The 2,904-nt window shown below is 46.9% G+C and carries 2 protein-coding genes; both read left to right on the top strand.

The window, feature by feature from the left end; genetic code table 11:
• Nucleotides 1–114 precede the first annotated feature (114 nt).
• On the top strand, nucleotides 115–2,394 hold the full coding sequence (gene ydeP / locus E0D98_RS23000; protein ID WP_047086977.1) for an acid resistance putative oxidoreductase YdeP: 2,280 nt from the start codon (nucleotides 115–117) through the stop codon (nucleotides 2,392–2,394).
• 247 nt (nucleotides 2,395–2,641) lie between these two features.
• Nucleotides 2,642–2,839, top strand: a complete 198-nt coding sequence (safA, locus tag E0D98_RS22995; RefSeq protein ID WP_000543394.1) for a two-component system connector SafA — start codon at nucleotides 2,642–2,644, stop codon at nucleotides 2,837–2,839.
• The last annotated feature ends 65 nt before the right edge of the window (nucleotides 2,840–2,904 follow it).

Here is a 2,904-nt window from a genome sequence, read left to right as displayed (position 1 = left end):
AAAGAGAGTAGTCCCCTACTCTTATATATCCATGTTGGCGATAATCCCTTTGTATATACTGTGCATCATCGCTATTACAAATCCTAATAATTCATTTCCACACAGGATAAGTAGATGAAGAAAAAAATTGAATCCTACCAGGGTGCTGCCGGTGGTTGGGGTGCTGTTAAATCCGTAGCGAATGCAGTACGTAAGCAGATGGATATACGCCAGGATGTTATTGCCATGTTTGACATGAATAAGCCAGAGGGCTTTGACTGTCCGGGTTGTGCATGGCCAGATCCTAAGCACAGTGCGTCATTCGACATTTGTGAAAACGGCGCAAAAGCAATCGCCTGGGAAGTCACGGATAAGCAGGTAAATGCCTCTTTCTTTGCTGAGAATACGGTTCAATCATTACTTACCTGGGGAGATCACGAGCTTGAGGCTGCGGGACGTCTCACTCAGCCTTTGAAATATGATGCTGTCAACGACTGTTACAAGCCATTAAGCTGGCAACAAGCTTTCGACGAAATTGGCGCACGCCTTCAAAGCTATAGTGATCCCAATCAGGTTGAATTCTATACTTCGGGCCGCACTTCCAATGAAGCTGCCTTTCTTTATCAGCTTTTTGCCCGTGAATACGGGAGTAATAACTTTCCCGACTGCTCCAACATGTGCCATGAACCGACCAGTGTGGGTTTGGCAGCGAGTATCGGTGTGGGTAAAGGGACTGTGTTGCTGGAAGACTTTGAGAAGTGCGATTTAGTCATTTGCATTGGGCATAACCCTGGTACAAACCACCCCCGCATGCTGACTTCGTTGCGCGCTTTAGTGAAACGGGGAGCGAAAATGATCGCCATCAATCCTCTACAGGAACGTGGCCTGGAGCGATTTACCGCACCGCAAAACCCGTTTGAAATGCTGACGAACTCTGAGACTCAGTTGGCTAGTGCCTACTATAACGTGCGCATTGGTGGCGATATGGCGTTGCTCAAGGGGATGATGCGCCTGTTAATTGAGCGCGATGATGCTGCAAGTGCCGCAGGTCGGCCCTCATTGCTGGATGACGAATTTATTCAAACGCATACCGTCGGCTTTGACGAGCTACGCCATGACGTTCTCAATTCCGAGTGGAAAGATATCGAACGTATTTCTGGACTAAGTCAGACACAAATCGCCGAACTGGCTGACGCATATGCCGCTGCCGATCGCACCATTCTCTGTTACGGAATGGGGATCACTCAGCACGAACATGGTACCCAGAATGTACAGCAACTGGTCAATCTGCTGTTGATGAAAGGTAACATTGGTAAGCCTGGTGCGGGTATCTGCCCACTACGAGGTCACTCTAATGTACAGGGCGACCGAACCGTCGGTATCACCGAGAAACCGTCTGCAGAGTTTCTGGCTCGCCTGGGGGAGCGCTATGGCTTCACCCCACCTCATGCACCTGGACATGCTGCAATTGCCAGCATGCAAGCAATATGCACGGGGCAGGCTCGAGCATTGATCTGCATGGGGGGCAACTTTGCACTGGCAATGCCAGATCGGGAAGCGAGCGCTGTACCGTTAACGCAATTAGATTTGGCGGTACACGTAGCCACTAAGCTTAACCGCTCTCATCTGCTGACCGCACGGCATAGCTATATTCTGCCGGTTCTGGGGCGTAGCGAGATTGATATGCAAAAAAGCGGTGCGCAGGCGGTAACCGTTGAGGATTCAATGTCGATGATTCATGCCTCGCGTGGCGTGTTAAAACCCGCCGGTGTAATGCTGAAATCAGAGTGTGCTGTGGTCGCGGGAATCGCCCAGGCAACACTACCCCAGAGCGTGGTAGCCTGGGAGTATCTGGTGGAAGATTATGATCGCATTCGCAATGACATTGAAGCTGTGCTGCCAGAGTTCGCCGACTATAACCAGCGCATCCGTCATCCCGGTGGTTTTCACCTGATAAATGCAGCTGCTGAAAGGCGCTGGATGACGCCGTCAGGTAAGGCTAATTTCATTACCAGCAAAGGGCTGTTAGAAGATCCCTCTTCAGCGTTTAACAGTAAGCTGGTCATGGCGACAGTACGCAGCCACGATCAGTACAACACGACGATTTATGGTATGGATGATCGCTATCGAGGGGTATTCGGTCAACGAGATGTGGTCTTTATGAGTGCTAAACAAGCTAAAATTTGCCGTGTAAAAAACGGCGAAAGAGTTAATCTTATTGCGCTTACGCCAGACGGTAAGCGCAGCTCACGCCGCATGGATAGATTAAAAGTGGTCATTTACCCTATGGCTGACCGCTCACTGGTGACCTATTTTCCAGAATCGAATCACATGCTAACTCTTGATAACCACGATCCATTAAGTGGCATTCCTGGTTATAAAAGTATTCCGGTTGAATTAGAACCATCAAATTAATTCGCCTCCTCATTTCTTCTGCTGTCATCCGCACAGCAGAAGAATTTCTCATTGACTATTATCGCGCAATTTGCTCACATGGATTAAATTAAACCACACACTATAAGATATAAACCTCTGCCTACAGCTGTAAGAAACTCCGCTCAGTACTGAAGCACCAGTCCTATTTCCTCTTTTCTCCAGCCTGTTATATTAAGCATACTGATTAACGATTTTTAACGTTATCCGCTAAATAAACATATTTGAAATGCATGCGACCACAGTGAAAAACAAAATCACGCAAAGAGACAACTATAAAGAAATCATGTCTGTAATTGTGGTTGTCTTATTACTGACACTTACGTTGATAGCCATTTTTTCGGCAATTGATCAGCTGAGTATTTCAGAAATGGGTCGCATTGCAAGAGATCTTACACATTTCATTATCAATAGTTTGCAAGACTGAAAATAAACAGCAAATTATAAATGTGAAATGTTTAAAAGGTATCGATAAAACTTTATTGTTTTAAG

This window comes from Escherichia sp. KCJ4928 (genome assembly GCF_004352695.1).
Lineage (GTDB): Bacteria > Pseudomonadota > Gammaproteobacteria > Enterobacterales > Enterobacteriaceae > ECMA0423.
The sequence above is the reverse complement of the archived record's forward strand: the minus strand, read 5'-3'. Positions and strand labels throughout refer to the sequence as shown.